This window comes from Methylobacterium persicinum (assembly GCF_022179525.1).
Lineage (GTDB): Bacteria > Pseudomonadota > Alphaproteobacteria > Rhizobiales > Beijerinckiaceae > Methylobacterium > Methylobacterium persicinum.
Map to the genome: position 1 here is coordinate 49328 of NZ_BPQX01000033.1, position 17104 is coordinate 66431.

19 protein-coding genes are annotated in these 17104 nt (G+C 67.8%); 10 read left to right on the forward strand and 9 right to left on the reverse strand.

The window, feature by feature from the left end; all coding sequences use genetic code 11:
* Window positions 1-56: 56 nt before the first annotated feature.
* The 4 genes from MFF22_RS14130 (at window position 57) to MFF22_RS14145 (ending at window position 5193) form a co-directional block, all read left to right on the forward strand.
* Window positions 57-1322, forward strand: coding sequence for an adenosylmethionine--8-amino-7-oxononanoate transaminase (locus MFF22_RS14130; protein WP_238249608.1), 1266 nt, complete (start codon window positions 57-59; stop codon window positions 1320-1322).
* 121 nt (window positions 1323-1443) lie between these two features.
* Window positions 1444-1830, forward strand: a complete 387-nt coding sequence (locus MFF22_RS14135; RefSeq protein WP_238249609.1) for a response regulator — start codon at window positions 1444-1446, stop codon at window positions 1828-1830.
* Window positions 1831-1969: 139 nt separating this feature from the next.
* Window positions 1970-2548, forward strand: coding sequence for a MarR family winged helix-turn-helix transcriptional regulator (locus MFF22_RS14140; RefSeq protein WP_370877530.1), 579 nt, complete (start codon window positions 1970-1972; stop codon window positions 2546-2548).
* A gap of 569 nt (window positions 2549-3117) precedes the next feature.
* A complete protein-coding gene (locus MFF22_RS14145; RefSeq protein ID WP_238249794.1) occupies window positions 3118-5193 on the forward strand; it encodes a TonB-dependent receptor in 2076 nt (691 codons plus the stop codon).
* A gap of 93 nt (window positions 5194-5286) precedes the next feature.
* On the opposite strand, the gene MFF22_RS14150 is transcribed toward MFF22_RS14145, so the two are convergent.
* The 4 genes from MFF22_RS14150 to MFF22_RS14165 all read right to left on the reverse strand — a co-directional run bounded on the left by MFF22_RS14150 (window position 5287) and on the right by MFF22_RS14165 (window position 7757).
* Window positions 5287-5493 (reverse strand): Trm112 family protein, encoded by a 207-nt coding sequence (locus MFF22_RS14150; protein WP_238249611.1) that lies wholly within the window; start codon window positions 5491-5493, stop codon window positions 5287-5289.
* A gap of 13 nt (window positions 5494-5506) precedes the next feature.
* Window positions 5507-6172, reverse strand: a complete 666-nt coding sequence (locus MFF22_RS14155) for an LON peptidase substrate-binding domain-containing protein (RefSeq protein ID WP_238249612.1) — start codon at window positions 6170-6172, stop codon at window positions 5507-5509.
* 73 nt (window positions 6173-6245) lie between these two features.
* Window positions 6246-7160: a thioredoxin gene (gene trxA, locus MFF22_RS14160; RefSeq protein WP_238249613.1), complete on the reverse strand. Its 915-nt coding sequence runs from the start codon at window positions 7158-7160 to the stop codon at window positions 6246-6248.
* A 123-nt stretch (window positions 7161-7283) separates the two neighbouring features.
* Window positions 7284-7757 carry a hypothetical protein gene (locus MFF22_RS14165; RefSeq protein WP_238249614.1) on the reverse strand — a complete coding sequence of 158 codons (474 nt, stop codon included), beginning with the start codon at window positions 7755-7757 and terminating at the stop codon, window positions 7284-7286.
* Between the two features lie 219 nt (window positions 7758-7976).
* On the opposite strand from MFF22_RS14165, the gene MFF22_RS14170 reads away from it, so the two are divergent.
* Window positions 7977-8204, forward strand: coding sequence for a hypothetical protein (locus tag MFF22_RS14170; RefSeq protein WP_238249615.1), 228 nt, complete (start codon window positions 7977-7979; stop codon window positions 8202-8204).
* Here the strand turns inward: MFF22_RS14170 and MFF22_RS14175 are convergent.
* Window positions 8198-9133 (reverse strand): alginate O-acetyltransferase AlgX-related protein, encoded by a 936-nt coding sequence (locus MFF22_RS14175; RefSeq protein WP_238249616.1) that lies wholly within the window; start codon window positions 9131-9133, stop codon window positions 8198-8200. The two genes, MFF22_RS14170 and MFF22_RS14175, sit on opposite strands and share 7 nt — an antisense overlap.
* A gap of 75 nt (window positions 9134-9208) precedes the next feature.
* Between MFF22_RS14175 and MFF22_RS14180 the strand changes: the two genes are divergently transcribed.
* From MFF22_RS14180 to MFF22_RS14200, 5 genes are all read left to right on the forward strand, one after another.
* Window positions 9209-10315, forward strand: coding sequence for an SPL family radical SAM protein (locus MFF22_RS14180; protein ID WP_238249795.1), 1107 nt, complete (start codon window positions 9209-9211; stop codon window positions 10313-10315).
* 26 nt (window positions 10316-10341) lie between these two features.
* Window positions 10342-10860, forward strand: coding sequence for a 2'-5' RNA ligase family protein (locus tag MFF22_RS14185; protein WP_238249617.1), 519 nt, complete (start codon window positions 10342-10344; stop codon window positions 10858-10860).
* Between the two features lie 25 nt (window positions 10861-10885).
* Window positions 10886-11641 (forward strand): phosphatase PAP2 family protein, encoded by a 756-nt coding sequence (locus tag MFF22_RS14190; RefSeq protein WP_238249618.1) that lies wholly within the window; start codon window positions 10886-10888, stop codon window positions 11639-11641.
* Between the two features lie 87 nt (window positions 11642-11728).
* A complete protein-coding gene (locus MFF22_RS14195) occupies window positions 11729-12085 on the forward strand; it encodes a PilZ domain-containing protein (protein WP_238249619.1) in 357 nt (118 codons plus the stop codon).
* A 73-nt stretch (window positions 12086-12158) separates the two neighbouring features.
* Window positions 12159-13460: a Gfo/Idh/MocA family protein gene (locus MFF22_RS14200; protein WP_238249620.1), complete on the forward strand. Its 1302-nt coding sequence runs from the start codon at window positions 12159-12161 to the stop codon at window positions 13458-13460.
* Between the two features lie 136 nt (window positions 13461-13596).
* Here MFF22_RS14200 and flgH read toward each other — a convergent pair whose 3' ends face one another.
* The 4 genes from flgH to flgF are packed head-to-tail and all read right to left on the reverse strand — an operon-like array spanning window position 13597 to window position 17043.
* A complete protein-coding gene (flgH, locus tag MFF22_RS14205) occupies window positions 13597-14337 on the reverse strand; it encodes a flagellar basal body L-ring protein FlgH (RefSeq protein ID WP_238249621.1) in 741 nt (246 codons plus the stop codon).
* 35 nt (window positions 14338-14372) lie between these two features.
* Window positions 14373-15476, reverse strand: coding sequence for a flagellar basal body P-ring formation chaperone FlgA (gene flgA, locus MFF22_RS14210; RefSeq protein WP_370877523.1), 1104 nt, complete (start codon window positions 15474-15476; stop codon window positions 14373-14375).
* A 23-nt stretch (window positions 15477-15499) separates the two neighbouring features.
* Complete coding sequence (gene flgG / locus MFF22_RS14215) at window positions 15500-16291, reverse strand: flagellar basal-body rod protein FlgG (protein WP_238249622.1); 792 nt, start codon at window positions 16289-16291, stop codon at window positions 15500-15502.
* A gap of 11 nt (window positions 16292-16302) precedes the next feature.
* Window positions 16303-17043, reverse strand: coding sequence for a flagellar basal-body rod protein FlgF (flgF, locus tag MFF22_RS14220; RefSeq protein WP_238249623.1), 741 nt, complete (start codon window positions 17041-17043; stop codon window positions 16303-16305).
* Window positions 17044-17104: the final 61 nt, after the last annotated feature.

Genomic DNA, 17104 nt, shown 5'->3' on the forward strand with positions numbered 1-17104 from the left:
AGTCAAGGCAACTCAGGCCGGTTGACCCGAACGGCGCTCCTGTCCATCCCCGGGCGATGACACGCGGATCTCCCACGTCCCTCTGGCGTCCCTACACACAGATGAAGCTTGCGGCTCCGCCCCTGGAGGCGGTGGCGACGCATGGGACGCGGATCCGCCTCGCGGATGGCCGGGAACTGGTGGACGGCGTCGCGTCGTGGTGGACAGCCGTCCACGGATACAACCATCCCCACATTGCCGAGGCCGTATCCCGGCAGCTTTCGGCCATGCCCCACGTCATGTTCGGCGGGCTGAGTCATGCGCCGGCGGAGAGTTTGGCGAAGCGCCTCGCCGCCCTCCTGCCCGGCGACCTCGACCACGTCTTCTTCAGCGATTCCGGCTCCGTGGCCGTGGAGGTTGCCCTGAAGATGGCCGCCCAATACTGGCTCAACCGGGGTATCGCCGGACGGACGAAGGTCCTGGCCTTCCGGGGCGGCTATCATGGCGACACGATGGGGGCGATGTCAGTCTGCGATCCCGAGGAAGGGATGCACCGACGCTTCGGCGCTTGGCTGCCCGAGCAGATCTTCTGCGATCTGTCCCGCACGGAAGCGGAGATCCGTTCACTCGACGCGACCCTCGCCCATCACCGGGATGTCCTCGCGGCGGTGATCGTCGAGCCCCTGGTCCAGGGCGCGGGCGGGATGCGGATGCATCCGCCCGAAGTGCTCGCCACCATCGACAGACTGGCGAAGCGGCATGGCATCCCCCTCATCGCCGACGAGATCTTCACGGGGTTCGGCCGGACGGGCAGCCTCTTCGCCTGCGAGCAGGCGGGCATCGTGCCGGACATCGTCTGCCTGTCGAAGGCGCTCACGGGCGGCACCATGACCCTGGCGGCCACCGTCGCGAGGACGGAGATCTTCTCCGCCTTCTGGTCCGACGATCCTGCCGCGGCGCTGATGCACGGGCCCACCTTCATGGCCAATCCCCTCGCCTGCGCGGCGGCGAATGCCAGCCTCGACCTGTTCGAGCGGGAGCCCCGGCTCGCTCAGGCTCAAGCGATCGGCGAGCGCCTCGCCGACGGCCTCGCCGACCTGCACGGCCGACCCGGCATCGCCGACATCCGGGTGCTGGGCGCCATCGGGTGCGTACAGTTCGACCACGCCCCCGACCTCGCCACCCTCAAGGAGCGGCTCCTGGCGCGGGGAGTCTGGGTACGCCCGTTCGGTGACATCCTCTACCTGACGCCGGCGCTCACCATCGATGCCGCCGACCTCGACCGGCTCATCGAGGCTGTGGTGCAGGCGGCTTGCGATGAATTGGCCCCCGGCGACGGATGACACGGTGAGGATGATGCCACCGCGCTGCCTGCAACTCGAAGGCGTTTCTCCCGTTGGGCCTACGGCAGGATACGCCGCGACACGGCTTGGCTGACAGAGAGCGCGGCGGGAGGAGCGTGACGTGACGAGCGAGCAGACGACTGCGAACGATCGGCCTGTAATCCTCCTCGTCGAGGACGAGGCGCTGACGATCATGGATCTCGGCGATGTCCTTGAAGAAGGTGGCTACGATACCATTCAGTGCGCCTCGGCCGAGCGCGCCCTGAGCATCCTGCAGACGCGCCCCGACATCTGCGGCCTCGTCACTGACGTGCAGCTCTCGGGCAAAACAGACGGGTTCGACCTCGCGGGCTCCGTCGCCGAGGCCCGTCCGCAATTGCCGATTCTCATCGTCTCCGGCCGTGCTGCGCCCGACCCTGCGCGGATGCCGGCGGGCGCGGAGTTCATTGCCCGGCCCTGCAGCGGAGACGACATCCTTCAGCGTCTACGCCACCTTATGCATTGCTGACTCAGGAACGGGGCGCGTCTTGTCATCCCACCGTCACCGGTCTTCCCCAAGAGCCTCAGGCCGGAAGAAGGACGGGAATCGAAGGGTGCAGGTCTACGATCTTCCGGTGGTTGCCGCCGGACCCGATGCAGGCTCGCCCATGGGCGACAAGACGAAGCTCGATCGCTCGGCGGATATCGAAATGTCCGTCTTCGATCCCGACTCGAAGAAGCTGCGGCCTCCGGGCTCCCGCAGCGTGGGCTGGGCGCTGATCCAAGCGGCCCGCCTCCACAGGGCACGGACGGGGGACCGGCTGGCCAAAATCGGCCTGTTCGCCGGCCAGGAGCAGGTCGTGCAGGTTCTCGCCGCGGCGGGAACCATGACGATGGGCGACCTCGCCGCGCTCCTGCGGGTCCGCCCTCCCACCGCGTCCAAGACAGTGACGCGCCTCGCCGCCCTCGGCATCGTCGAGCGCCGGGCCGAAGCGGGTGACGGCCGGGTGGTCCGGGTCCGCCTGACCGAATCCGGCCTCGCCAAGGCGCAGGCCATCGAACAGATTCAGGAGGAGGTCGAGGCGGAGCTCCTCGATCACCTCGACAAGGGCGACCGTCGCCGCCTCCGCAAACTCCTGCGCAAGGCCGCCAAGGGCCTCGCCGAAGCCGCCGGGGCCGCGGGCCACTCGACGGAGATCGACGCCGAGATCGAGGGCGACGACGAGGCGGACGCCCTCGCGCCGTAACCGCTGTCGCGCAGGCAACAGCACCCGCCCGGATCGCTCACGGAACCTCTCCGTCATTGCGAGTGAGGCGAAGTAATCCAGGGATCCGCGACGGTCGGAAACGGCTTGGCGCCCTGGAACGCTTCCTTGCGGTCGCAACGAGGGGGCGGGTGGGCAACGGTGCTGACAGGCCCGGCTAGAACGGTTTCGGAAATCGTTGGATTGCGTGTCTTCCGTCATTGCGAGCGGAGCGAAGCAATCCAAGGCAGCGGGACATCTCAGACCTGAGCGGATCGCTGGATTGCTTCGCTGCGCTCGCAGTTTCCGTGATGTTGACGTGATCCAAGTTTCCCGGGAACGCTCTAGAATCAGCGAGCCACCGCTGCATCGACGTTCCCCGCGTCCTCAACCCGCCCACATCCGAATCGTTGTTGCAACTTTGTAACGTTTCACCAGCTGAGCGTCTTACGGCTCAGTTTGGCCTTGCGAGCCCGCCCGACGCCGCTGCAATGAAACGTTATAACAAGTTGCGAGTTGCAATGTCGTCCCTGCGTCTGCCCTCCCTGCCCCTCCTCGCCTGCACCGCGGTGATGGCGATAGGGCCCGCCTCCGGCCAGAGCGCCGTCACCCTCGACCAGATCAGCGTAACCAGCCCGACGCCGGTCCAGCCGAGCCGGCAGGCGGTCTCGGCGGACGCCACCTTCCCCGTCGGCGTGCTGCCGGTGGCGACCGACACCTTTTCGCCGGTCACGGTGGTCACCCGTGAGCAGATTGCCCGTGACCAGCCGCGGACCCTCGGCGACGCCCTGTTCGACCGGCCGGGGATCTCGGGCACGACCTATGCGCCCGGCGCCGCCTCACGGCCGATCATCCGGGGCCTCGATAATGCGCGGGTCCGTATCCAGGAGAACGGCATCGCCAATGGCGGCGTCTCGGATCTCGGCGAAGACCATGCCGTTCCGGTGAACCCGCTCGTGGCCGACAGGATTGAGGTGATCCGCGGGCCCGCGACGCTGCGCTACGGCTCGGGGGCGATCGGTGGCGTCGTCTCGGCCGACGACAACCGGGTGCCGACCTTCATCCCGGCGAACGGCGTCCAGGGGCAGGTGACGAGCGGCGTGTCGAGCGTCGACAACGGTCGCCTCGGCGCCGCGACGGTCGATGCGGGGGGCGATGGGATCGCCGTCCACGCCGACGGCTTCAAGACTGCGGCGGACAGCTATGCCATCCCAGGAGGCATCCAGCGCAATTCCTACAACGAGTCACAGGGAGGCGCCTTCGGCATCTCGGCCATCGGCGACCGCGGCTTCGCCGGAGTGTCCTTCAGCCACTACGATGCCATCTACGCCATCCCCGGGGGCGTCGCGGAGCAGGATCGCACCCGCCTGACCCCGAACCAGGATCGGTTCCTCAGCCGGGGCGAGTACCGCTCGGTCGATGGTCCCATTGAGGTAATCCGCTATTGGGCGGGCTATTCCGTCTACAAGCACAACGAGGTGGGGATCGGCGGCGATGGCATCGAGGGCATCCAGGCCACCTTCAAGAACCGCGAGGCCGAGGCGCGGGTCGAACTGCAGCATGTCCCTGTGTTCACGGATCTCGGTAAGCTGACCGGTGCGCTTGGCTTCCAGTCCGACCGGCGGGTGATCAACACCGAACTTGAGTCGTTCCTGCCGAAGACCGAATCCAGGGCTAACGCGGTCTACCTGTTCGAAGAACTGGAATTGCGGCCGGGCACGAGGCTCCAAGCGGCGGGGCGCTACGAGGTCGACCGGGTGTCGGGCACGGCGGCGCAGTTTCCCGCCGACTTCACCCCTGTGGATGGGCAGGAGCCCTTCCAGTACGCCCGCACCCGTCGCTTCGCGCCGAAGAGCGTGAGCCTCGGGGCGCTGCAAGATCTCCCCTTCGACTTTGTCGCGAGCCTCAACGGCTCCTATGTCGAACGCGGGCCCAGTGGATACGAGTTGTTTTCGCAGGGGCCGCACGACGCAACGGCGACGTTCGAGATCGGCAATCCCGACCTCAAGCGCGAGCGGGCCCGAACCATCGAAGCAAGCATCCGCCGGGCGGTAGGGCCGCTGCGCCTCGATGTGACTGGATATTACACCCGTTACACCGGCTTCATCTATCGCAATTACACGGGCCTCTACTGCGACGACGACTTCGCCTCGTGCGGGACGGGGACTGACAACCGACAGATCGTCTACCAGCAGCAGAATGCGACCTTCTACGGCGCTGAAATTATCGGCCAATATGACGTTTTGCCGGTCGGCGACGGGTTCGCCGGCGTCGAAGCGCAGTTCGATTTCGTCCGCGCCCAGTTCGACGACGGCACCAATGTGCCGCGCATCCCGCCCTACCGGGTGGGCGGAGGCGTCTATGTGCGTGCAGATGGCTGGTTCGCCCGGGTGAACCTGCTCCACGCCTTCGACCACACCGCCATCGCGCCCTTCGAGACGCCCACCGCGGGCTACGACGACCTGCGGGCCGAGGTGAGCTACACCAAGCCCCTCGACCCGGCGATCTACGGAGCCAGTTCGGTCACCCTCGGCCTGCAGGGGCGCAACCTGCTGGATGCGGATATCCGCAACTCGGCGTCGTTCAAGAAAGACGAGGTGCTGCTTCCGGGCCGGAACGTGCGGCTCTTCCTAACCGCACGATTCTAGATCCATACCCGGCGAGGTGGGGCCGGGATGGAATGAGCCACGTCCACGGCGTCGCCAGCGGGCCAGGCCGTAGCGGACCAGTCGACGATCACGTCAGTCGTGCAGGGGGCGCGCCTCTTCCGGCAGCATGATCGGGATGCCGTCGCGGATTGGGTAGGCGAGCTTGGCCGAGCGGCTGATCAGCTCCTGCTTCGCAAAATCGTATTCCAGGGTGCCCTTGGTCAGCGGGCAGACGAGGATCTCCAGGAGTTTGGGATCCACGCGGGTCGCCTCCACAGGGGCGGTAAGATCGTTGGCCATCAACCGCTTCGTCCTATTGCATCGTCGGCTCGGGGCCGGAGCCCCGCATCAGTTCCATCTGCGTGACCGCGATAAGGATCTCGGCGCGCGTCTTGAGATCGGCCGCTTCGAGCATCGCCTGTTTCTCGCGGACGCCGAACGGGCTCATCATGCACAGCGCATTCACGAGGGCCTCGTTGGGGGCCTCGTCGATCCCCGCCCAGTCGACCTTCAGGTCGTTCGCCTCGACGAAGTCGCGCAGGGCCTTGAGGACGCCCGCCCGGTCGACCTGTTCCTCGCCCGCGCGGGCCTGGAAGTCCACCGCGAACTCATCGTAGCTGACTTGGCAGAGGCGATAGGCGTCCGCTGTACTCACCTCGCCCTCGACCCGAAACCGGGCGAGCCCGGTGAGGGAGATGAGGTAACGCCCGTCGCCTGCCTCGGCATATTGCGTGATGCGGCCTGCGCAGCCGACCCGGAAAAGCCTGGGATGAGACGACGTCGAACCATCCGGGTCCGGCTGAATCATGCCGATGATCCGATCGCCGCGCAGGGCATCGTCCACCATCTTCAGATAGCGGGGCTCGAAGATGTTGAGCGGCATCTGCCCCCGCGGCAGCAATAGCGCGCCGGGCAGGGGGAACACCGGAATCACGGCGGGGCAATCCGCCGGATGCTGGAAGCCGGTAAGCGTGCTCATCGCACCTCCTCTGGCGCGATCCCCTCGGCCGGGCTCCCGGACGCGCCGTGACCGTCCGGGATCTCGCTGCGCTCTACGAGAATAACAGGGTCGATAGCTTGCGCCGGCCACGGATCGTGTCGGCGTCCATCACGCCCCAGGCTTCGAAGAACTGAAGCAGCTGCTTGCGCGCCGCGTCGTCGTTCCACGTCTTGTCCCTGCGGCGGATCTCGATGAGGTGATCCACCGCCTGTTCGCGCTGGTTCCGGGCCGCGAGGCCGAGGGCCAGATCGTACCGGGCCTGATGGTCGTCGGGGTTCCCCTCGACGGATTTCTGGAGGCCAGCGAGGTCCCCGAGGGACGCCGCCTGCTCGGTAAGTTCGAGGGCAGCACGGACCCCGGCGAGGGCCGGATCACCGGCCTTTTCCTCCGGCACCATCGCCAACACGCGCTTGGCATTCTCGACCTCGCCCGCATCGAGCTGGAGCTTTGCGAAACCAGCGAGGGCGGCCACGTTGTCGGGCTCCTGCTCGAGCACCGCCGCATAGAGTTCCGAAGCCCCGGCGAGGTCACCCTCTTCGATCAAAGCCACAGCCTCACCGAGGGCGGCCTCGATCGGCGACGGGCCGGAGGGACCGGCGAGGCGATCGATCAGTTCCTTGATCTGACCTTCCGGCACGGCGCCCATGAAGCCGTCTACGGGGCGGCCCTTGTCGAAGGCGATGACGGCCGGGATCGACTGGATGCCAAGCTGGCCCGCGATGGACGGGTGTTCGTCGATATTCATCTTGGCCAGGACGACCTTGCCCGCCGCCGCCTGTACGACCTTCTCCAGCACCGGCGTGAGCTGCTTGCACGGCCCGCACCACGGCGCCCAGAAATCCACCAGAACGGGACGGTTCATGGATTCCGCGACGACATCCTGCCGGAAGGAGGCCGTCGTGACGTCCTTGATGAGGTCGTGGGACTGGCCGGCAGAAGCGCCACCAGCGCTGAGTTCGTTGAGCATTGATCCAGACTTCGGAACTTTTCCCGGTATCCCCGCTAGATGGGGCTCGTAAGCGGCCGTGACTAGCCCGGCGGGGGCTTCGACTGCGGTTGTCCACGTCGGGATGCCGCCGCCGGGGGCCGGTCAGCGCGCGGGAGCCCCTGGGGCTGCCTTGGCGGCCGTGACGAAGGTGCCCGCATAGACGCGTCCGTCCGCCGTTTTTGCTTCGCAGGCGATGGAGGTCCGGCCCGGCTCCGGCGTCGAGAAGCGGCATGCGCCGATGGCCAGCACCGGGGCGCCTACCTCGCTCCCGGATTTGCTCTCTGACACGACGTTGATTGGCTGCAGGGGGTCGGTCTCCTCCGTCGCCTCCTGCTGCGCGCCGTTGCCGGAGAAACTGACGATCTGTCCGTCCTTCGTCGCGAAGTCGAAGGCCGTCCGGTTGCGGCTGACAGCGTTGTTGAGCTTATCGCCGCATTGCGCGGTCACGTCGCGGCCCGCCACGACGAGCTTCTCGCACGTCCCCGACAGGGTGAAGGCGGTCTGGGCGCCGGCGCCCTGCGAGACGAGGGGAAGCAGGGCGCCGAGGACGAGGGCGTAGCAGAGTTTGGCCTTCATGGCGTTGCGTCATCCTCCCGCAAACGTTGTGTGTTTTTCTTGATCTAGGCGGAGAAGCGCAGCCGTCGAGCCGGCGCCCCGCCCCGTCCCGAGAATGCAGACCTGACTTGCGGCAAAGCCTCTGTTGCAGTGCAGCAAGTTTCGGCAATTTCTCTCGCAGATCGTAGCCCCCTCCCGAGTTCGGGTTGGGCGTCCGATCGGATCACTAGGAGAGTTTCGATGATCCCCGCGCTGGCGGTGCCCGTCACGGAGGCGGCCCTCTTCACCCTCGGCTGCATCGCGATCCACGCACTGCGTCGGCACGCGGACGTCGTGACGGCCACTCTCGCTTGCTTCGCGACGATCCTCATCCTGATGATCGGCATTGCGTGTGCGCCGGAGCCCTTGTCCCGCTACACGTCGGCGAGCGCTGGCGATTTCATCATCGCCGATCCGGCGATCTACTGAGCCGCCGTCGGGAGCGCCCGGCCCGGCGTTCCGCGCCGGGCGGCGATGCGCACGTCGTACCGGTCATCGGGCAGTCGCGCGATGAAGCGTTCGGCCAGTTCGAACAGGAGGATGTCGGGCCTGACGGTCTCGATGTAATTCCAGTCCAGGCTCGACGACCAGACGAAGTGCACCTCGCGAAAGCTCTCGGCCAGCAGCCCGGTGAGCATGAACGGCGCGAAGTGAGCGCAGGAATCGCCAAATAGCACGAGCTTACGCGGATCTGCGGTGGCAGCGTCGTTCCGATAGACGGCGTGCGCACCGGAATGCAGCTCCGCCGCCCGTCCCAACGTCTCGTAGGCCGCGAGCAGGGGGCCCGTTTCGGCCCGATAGGCGTCCCTGGGGATCGCCATCCGCTCCAGGGCCTCGACGGGCGGATGGGGCAGCTTGCTGCCGAGATCCATCACTTCCCCGCTGACGATCCGCGGCCGTGCCGCGATGTCCGCGGGCGGTGTCGCCCCGAGGGCCCGCATGATCTCGCGGTAAGCCAGGAGGCAGCCTTGCAACGTCCAATGCGTGTCCGTGCGGAGGAAGAGCGGCGTATCCCCGTCCCGGGCCGCACGCAGGGGGGCGAGCAGGTCGAGATAGGCCGGCTGCCGGGCGAGACGCCGGGAGAGCTGGCGCGTCGACGCGTGCTCCGGCCTGTAGCGAAGGCCGTCCGTCTTGTGATCGTAGACCGAGAGCTTCTCGGGCACGAAGACGTGCAGGGGCCGGATTCCCAGGCGTTCGGCGCGGGTGGCCCGTGCGGCGATCAGCCGGGACCAGCCGCGCAGCAGCCACCATTGCGCCAGCGGGCCGCGATAGCGGTCCATGACGCGGTTGCTGCCGCCGGTGAGAAAGAGCCAGCCGTCGCGGCCGACATGCACATGGGTCCCGTCCGTCTCGGCCATCGCGGGGAGCTTTAGCCGCACTCACCGGAGCCGCCTAGGCCGGAGCCTGCGGAGCGCATGCAGCGTTCGCCGATCATGGATCAAGGTCTCGCCCCAGCCGAGGATGCGCGCCGCGCGCCTCGCCCGCCGCGACTGTGGCGACCGCGCCGGGTCGTGGTGACGCCGGCCGCCCTCGATCACGCCCACGGGCGGGCGATGGTGGCGCGGCTGGAGGCGGAGGGGCTGAGCGTGGAGCGTCTTGCCGCGAACCGCCTTTCCCTGCCGCGGCAGGCCGACCCGCGCCGCGCCTATGCGGACGCCAAGGCGACCCTTGCCCTCACAGTCGCGCCGCCGACAAAGCTGAGGCTGCAGCCGATCCCACCCTCGGCCGATTGGCGCTTCGACCTGGCCGAGGGATGCCCGGCGCATTGCCAATATTGCTACCTCGCGGGTTCGCTCTCGGGGCCTCCGGTGACCCGGGCCTATGCCAACCTCGGCGAGATCCTCGACAACCTCGGCGGTTACGCCGGTCGCGGCGGGGTGACATCGGCTTCGGCGGCCCGGGCCGCCGAGGGCACGACTTTCGAGGCGTCCTGTTACACCGACCCCCTCGGCATCGAGCATCACACGGGATCGCTGTCGGCGGCGATCGCTCACTTCGGTGCCTGGGAGGCGCCGGTCCAACTCCGCTTCACGACGAAGTTCGCGGCCGTTTCGCCCCTGCTCGGCCTGCGCCACGAGCGGCGGACCCGCATCCGCTTCTCGGTCAACGCCCGCAGTGCCGCCCGTTATGAGGGCGGGACGGATCCCCTGGATGCCCGCCTCGACGCACTGCGGCAAGTCGCCATGGCGGGCTACCCGGTCGGGCTGACGGTGGCGCCGATCCTGCCGATTCCCGACTGGGAGAGAGCGTATGCCGCCTTGATCGAGGATGCGGCCGATGCCCTCGCGGGCGTTCCCGATCTCGACCTGACGGCGGAGCTGATCACCCACCGGTTCACCCCCGGCTCGAAAGAGGTGCTCCAGGGCTGGTACCCCGGATCCGATCTGCCCCTCGACGAGGCCGAACGGTCCCGCAAGCTCACCAAGTTCGGATCGGTGAAGTACGTCCTGCCGAAGCCTCAGATGGATGCCATGCGCTCGGCCATCACGGGACAGATCGCCCGCATCCTGCCCGCCGCGCGGGTGCTGTACTGGACCTGAGCGGCGGGAACGCCATCTCGCCGCGGATGCATGACCCGGCTCCCCTCATCCTCACCCTCGCCTTCGACGAGGATACCTTCGCCCGCTTCGACGGTGAGCGACGGCGCCATTTTCCGGAAGCGCTTAACCACATTCCGGCCCATGCCACCCTGTTCCACCACCTGCCCGGGGATCGGGAGCGGGGGGTGATCGAGGCGATCGCCACGCTGGCCCGGCCGGTGGTGCCGCCGGACGTGGCGGTGACAGGCGTGCGTTTCACCGGCCGGGGCGTCGCCTACGTCCTGGACTCGGAGCCGCTCGCGGCCTTCCGCGCCCGCCTCGCGAAGGAGTTCGAGGCTCATCTGACCGCGCAGGACCGCCAGGGTTGGCGTCCCCACGTCACCGTCCAGAACAAGGTCTCCCCCGAGACTGCCCGGGCCCTCCACGTGGCCCTGGAGGCAGGCTTCGCACCCTTCCGCTTCACGGCACCGGCCGTGATGTTATGGCGCTACCTCGGCGGCCCTTGGGAACGGGTCGCGCGTATCCCGTTCGGCGAAAACGCCTGATCGACGGGACGCGGGGGCGGATGCAATGAGAGTACCCAGGACGCTGATCCACAATCCGATTGCCGGGCGGGCGACGGCCGTCTGGCTGCGGTTTCGCCTCAACGAGGTCGGCCCCCTAGTCGCCCTGCTCTGCCTCAGTACCCTCGGCTACGGCTTCTTCGCCCTCGCGCACGAGGTCGGCGAAGGCTCCACGGAAGTCCTCGACCGGCGGATCCTCCTCGCCCTGCGCAATCCCGCCGACCTCTCGGACCCGATCGGTCCGCGGTGGCTCGAGGAGACGATGCGGGACATCACCGGCCTCGGCAGCGTGTTCACGGTGGTGTTCGTCACCTGCGCCGTAGCCGCCTATCTCGCCCTGACGGAGCGCCGCCGGATCGGGCTCTACGTCCTCGGCGCCGTGGGCAGCGGAGAGCTGGTCTCCACGGTGCTGAAACTCTTCTACCACCGTCCGAGGCCGGACCTCGTCCCACACGGAATGGAGGTCTTCACCGCGAGCTTTCCAAGCGGCCACGCGATGATGTCGGCCATCGCCTATCTGACGTTGGCGATCCTCCTTGCCCGGGTGGATCGCAACCGGCGCGTGAAGGGCTTCGTCTTGGTGCTCGGCGTGAGCGTGACGCTGCTCGTCGGAATCAGCCGGATCTATCTCGGCGTCCACTGGCCGAGCGACGTCTTGGCAGGGTGGTGCGTCGGTGCGGCCTGGGCGTCTCTGTGCTGGTTCGTTGCTCTGCAGTTGCAGCAGCGCGGCGAAGTAGAAGCGTCCGACCCGCCACAGCGTTAAGTATAACGTAGGGTTCAGATCAAACTACCGAAGCCGAAAGGTCAATAAAGCGTTACCCAGGCTCACGGCCGCGTGAGGAGCGACGCTTTGATCGAACAACGAGAAGACGCCCGCCGCCGGGTTTGCCTCGGCGGCATGATCGAGACGGCGGCCTTCCTGCCGGAGATTCCCTGTACCGTCCGGGACGTCTCGTTGGCCGGTGTGCGGATCAGGGTGGCGTCCGGCGCGATCTTGCCCGAGCGGGTCGTGCTGCGGGTGCCGATCCGCGGGGAGTGCCGGTTAGGCCGGGTCGTATGGCGGATGGAGGAAATGGTCGGCCTCCACTTCGAGCCGGATGCCCCGGGCGACGTTGCCGACATCCACAGGCAGCTTCGTGCGGAGCGGGAGGAGACCGTCCGGTTGCGGACAGCCCTCGTGGCGCAGGCCGGAAGCGTCGCCCACTGAGGACATCCGTCGCGGGCCGGAACCCCACCTCGTCCGGTGGGGTTCCCGGAGCTCACCTCGACGAGCAGGTTTCATGGCGGACAACGATCGCTTCTCCAGACGCAACCTCCTGGCGGCAGGCGGTGTCCTGGCCGGAGCGGCCCTCGGTGGAACGCGGGCCGTGGCGGCGACGCCGGGTCCGGCGGTCCCGGCAGATACCGGCGCGGTGCAGGGCAGCCGGGTGCAGTTCCCCAACTGGCGTGGCCCCGGCGATCCGCCCCCGGCGCCGAGTCCGGCTCCGCAACCGCCCTCGCAGCGCGTCGGGTATTGCATCGTCGGGCTCGGCCGCCTGAGTCTCGACGAGATCATCCCCGCTTTCGGCGAGGCCAAGCGCTCCCGGCTGGTGGCACTGATGTCGGGCAGCCCGGACAAGGCCAAGCTCGTCGCCCGCCAACACGGCGTGCCGGACGAGGCGGTCTACGGCTACGGCGATTGGGACAAGCTCAAGCAGAACCCCGCGATCCAGGCGGTGTACGTGGTGACGCCCAACGCGGTGCACCGGGACAATGTCGTGGCCGCCGCCGGCGCCGGAAAGCATGTCCTCTGCGAGAAGCCGATGGCGGTCTCATCCCCGGAATGCCGGGAGATGATCGACGCCTGCGCCAAGGCGAACGTGAAGCTGATGATCGCCTATCGCTGCCAGTACGAGCCCTTCAATCGGGCGCTGACCCGGGCCGTGCGCGGGGGCAGCCTCGGCAAGGCGCGCTTCATCCAGGCCTTCAACGGGCAGACGACAGGCCTGCCGGAACAGTGGCGCCTTAAGAAGGCCCTATCGGGCGGCGGTTCTCTCCCCGACATCGGGCTCTATTGCCTGAATGGCACGAGGGCGCTTTTAGGCGAGGAGCCGGAGTCGGTGCAGGCAGTGACCTACTCCCCACCGGACGATCCAAAATTCAAGGAAGTGGAAGAGAGCATCGTCTTCACCCTGCGCTTCCCGTCCGGTGTCGTGGCGCAGTGCACGGCGAGCTACGGCGTCCACGAATCGCGCGGCCTCGCGGTGCATACGGCGGCAGGCGCCTTCGACCTGCAGAACGCGTTCGCCTATCGCGGCCAGCGGCTCTTCGTCGGGCATGCCGAGGGCAAGGCCGAGGCCCGGGACGAGAAGCTCCTGACGCCGAAGAATCAGTTCGCCCTGGAAATGGACCACTTCTCCCGGTGCATCCAAGAGAACATCCGGCCCCACACGCCGGGCGAGGAGGGCCTTCAGGACCAGATCCTCATGGAAGCGATCTATGAATCGGCCCGTACCGGCATGCCGGTGAAGACCGGCCCCCTCCCCGGCGCATCGAGCGGCCTCGATGCGACTCGCGGACCGGAGCCGGAGGAGGTGGCCTAGACCGCCTCCGCCGTTCTCGCGAGCGAAGCGACGCCATCCAGGGATCTGCCGCCACAACCGGGCACATACCGCTGCCCTGGATTGCTTCGCTGTCGCTCGCAGGGACGACCGTGTCGGCAGCGATCCAGGACCGTCATCAGAACGGCAGCAGAATATCCACCAGCTGCTGGCCGTAACGCGGCTGCTGAACGTCGGTGATCTGGCCCCGGCCGCCATAGGCGATGCGGGCTTGGGCGATCTTGGTGGAGTCGATCGTGTTGTCGGCCGCGATATCCTCGGGCCGCACCACGCCGGCTACGACGAGTTCACGAACCTCGAAGTTGATCCGGATCTCCTGCTTGCCCTCGACCACGAGGTTGCCGTTGGGCAACACCTGCGTGACCACCGCCGCGATGTTGGTCGTCACCGTTTCGGCGCGCTGGACTGAGCCGAGGCCGTCGTTCGAGGTCGCGGAGGTGGCATTCAGCAGAGCAGTGCCGCCGACGCCGAAGGCCTTGCCGGCGGTGCTGTTCTCGAGCCCCGCAGCGTTCGGCAGGCCGAAGCTTTCGGTGTTGGCCCGGGTGCGCTTCGTCTCGTTACTGATGTTCGCCTGATCCGTGACGGCGACGTTGACGGTCAGGAGGTCGCCGACCTTGGCCGCGCGCTGGTCCTTGAAGAAGGCCCGCGAGCCGGTCCGCCAGAGGGAGTTCGGGGCATAGGACACCGGCTGCACGTCCGGCATCGGCATCCGTACCGGCTTGTAGCCAGGCTGCGCCGTCGGGTCCTGGATCTCCGAGAGGGCCGGCGTCGCGCCGATATTGGCCAGGCGGTCGGCCGTGTTGCAGGCGCCGAGCGCGAGGGGTAGGGCGGCCACGGTAAGGCGGGCGATCAGGCGCATCGGCTCGGATCCTCGACGCAAGACAATCACGGGGGTCAGCGCAGGGCCGACGTGTCGGCGTTGGCCTGAAGCTGCGGTCCGCCCGTCGGGCCGACAGAGACGCGGCCGGGGCCGACGACGGTGGCCTGCAGGACCTTCTTCGACGCCACGTTGACGACGTTAACGACGGCCCCCATCCGGCCGCTGTCGTTGGCGAGGCCCCGCATGGACAGGCTGATGCCGGGGATCGTGTAGACGATGGTCACGGTCTCGCCGCGGGCGACGAGATCCGGCGGGGCCGTGTCGCCTTCGCGCAGCACCGATCCCGCCGTCAGGTTGTGCTGAGCGACCTCACCCAACACCGCGGTGATGCTGGCCTGCGCATCGGTGGCGAGGCTCTCGCGGGGGCGGCGTTCAAGGGTGATGTCACCCTCGCGGACCGGTTCGCCGCGGTTGAGGCTGCGCGAGAGCACGGCCACTTCCCGCATCTCTACTACGACGCCCGAGACTCGCAGGGAGGCCTGCCGGTCGCCGAGGCTGATCAGCGCCGACACCCGGTGGGAACGCGGATCGTAGACCATGTCGATGGCACTGGCCTGACCAGCGAGATCGACCGGCGCCAGCATCATCGGTGCTTCGCCGTCGAGGCGGATCATCGACAGATTCGTATCGAGGCCGAAGCCGGTCTCGAGGCCGCGCTTGAGCGCCGCCTCGATCTCGTTGGTCCCGACCCGCCGGGCGGCGCGCTGGACGGCGACCTGGATCCGCCCGCCGGTCTCGATGGAGGCGAGCCCCAGGGCGGCGGCGGCCTCGGCAATCCGGCGAGACTGGATCGTCCCGGTGGCGCCGAGGGCCGGTGCCCGGAACAGCGGACGGTCCGCCAGGGAAGAGGGGACGTTTTCCACGAGATCGCCGAGGGTGAGCACATCGTGGCGCGCGGTGACATCACCCCGCAGCCGCGGCGGGGCGGTCTCGGCCATCGCGGGCACGGCGACGGCGCCGAGGATCACGAAGGCGAACAGGGCGAGCGCCGCGCGTAGGAGCATCCCATGCGACGGCAGGGGAGCCCGCCGATGGCGCGGTTGCACGATGGGGCTGAGGGCCATCTCGGCGGCCTGCCCCCGGTCGGAGAAGAAATCGAAGACGGTGCGATCGGTCATGTCTGAGAATCCCGTGCCGGCCATCAGCCGCGGAACATCTGGGACGTGGTGGAGAGCATCTGATCGGCAGCGGTCACGACCTTCGAGTTCATCTCGTAGGCGCGCTGGGCCGCGATCAGGGAAGAGATCTCTGTGACGGCGTTGACGTTGGCTTCTTCCAGATAGCTCTGCTGGAGGTTGCCCATGCCGTCGGTGCCGGGGAGCGTGGTGATCGCCGGGCCGGAGGCTGCGGTCTCGACGAACAGGTTGTCGCCGATGGATTCCAGGCCGACCTTATTGACGAAACGCGAGAGCTGGAACTGCCCGAGGTTCTGCGGCGCGGTCTGCCCTGGGATCGTCGCCTGCACGGCGCCCGTGGCGCTGATCGTCACCGACGTCGCCGTGTTGGGCACGGTAACCGCCGGCTCCACGAGGTAGCCGTCCCGGGTCACGAGCTGGCCCGACGCCGAGAGGTCGAAGGACCCGTCACGGGTGTAGGCGGTGCGGCCGTCCGGCAGATTGATGCGGAAGAAGCCCTCGCCGCGGATGGCGACGTCGTAGTCCTTTTCCGTCGAGGTCAATGTGCCCTGCGACATGACGCGGGCCGTCGACGTGGTCTTCACGCCCGAGCCGAGGGCGAGGCCGGCGGGAAGCTGGGTGTTCTGCTCAGAGGTGGAGGAGCCCGCCCGGCGCAGGTTCTGATAAAGCAGATCCTGGAAGTGCACCTGCTGGCGCTTGTAGCCGGTGGTGCGAAGGTTCGCGATGTTGTTGGAGATGACCTGGACGTTCAGTTCCTGGGCCGCCATTCCCGTGGCGGCAGAGTAAAGCGCACGCATCGGACGCCTCCTCAGGCCACGTTGGCGAGTTTGGAGATGGCCGTGCCGCGAAGCTCGTCCATCCGTGAGATCATGCTGGTGACCATGGCGTAGGACCGGTTCACGTCCATCAGCCGGGTCATCTCAAGGACGGGGCTGACATTGGAACGCTCGAGGGCGCCGGCTTCGAGGCGGCCGTCCAGACCCGCCGGCCGTGCCGGGGCCGTGGACGAGTAGAGGTTGCCGCCGTCGTTCACGAGCGCCCCGGGATTGGCGAAGGTCACGAGCTTGATCCGCCCGCGGATGCCCAGATTCGTGGAGACGGTGCCGTCCGGCCCGATGGAGAGGCCGGTCTCCTGCGGGTTGACGGTGATCGGCCCGCCGTCCCCCGCCACGGGGTAGCCGTCGCTGGTCACGAGCTGGCCCTGAGCATTGAGGGAGAAGGCGCCGTTGCGGGTGTAGCGCTCGCCCGCCGGGCCCTGCACCGCGATGAAGGCGGGCCCCTTCACGGCGACGTCGAGGGGGTTGCCGGTCTGCTCGATCGGCCCCTGGCCCAGATCGAGGGTGGTACCCTGGTCGATGACATAGGAGAGGCGGCGGTCCGGCCGCGAGAAGCTGTCGGCGCTCGCCACCGGCATCAGGTATTCCTGAAAGCGGCTGGCCCGGCCCTTGAAGCCGTTGGTCGAGATGTTCGCCATGTTGTTGGCGATCACGTCGAGCTCGCGCTGGAGGGCGACTTGGCTCGACACGCCGACGAAGAGGGCATTCTGCATCGTGAACTCTGGTGCCCACGACCGTTCGGGGCAGGTTCTGTTCAGCATCCGCCGTGCCAGA